This window comes from Virgibacillus sp. 7505, from assembly GCF_002272135.1.
Taxonomy (GTDB): domain Bacteria; phylum Bacillota; class Bacilli; order Bacillales; family Amphibacillaceae; genus Terribacillus.
The window spans coordinates 1-227 of sequence record NZ_NPBF01000364.1 but is presented as its reverse complement, the minus strand read 5'-3'; the positions used below and the strand labels follow the sequence as shown (position 1 = coordinate 227).

1 protein-coding gene is annotated in these 227 nt (G+C 52.9%); it reads left to right on the top strand.

Features of this window, described 5'->3' with window-relative positions:
• Positions 1 to 227: FAD-dependent oxidoreductase (locus CHH91_RS19350; RefSeq protein ID WP_217973790.1), on the top strand; the 227-nt coding region annotated here is incomplete at both ends.

Sequence of the window (227 nt, the reverse complement as noted above, 5' to 3'; positions counted from 1 at the left end):
GCCAGTAGTCATGCCACCTGTAAATTCCTATTTGCTTGCTTTTGAGAACGGCCGTATCGTTGCAGGTACAACCCATGAGGATTATCCACGCTTTAATACAGCTGTCACTGCCGGGGGTGTGCACACGATACTGGCCAACGCTCTTAGTGTTGCCCCAGGGTTACAAAAAGCGGAATGGCTAGAAACGCGAGTCGGCTTCCGCCCTGTCGTCCCACATTTCCAACCGG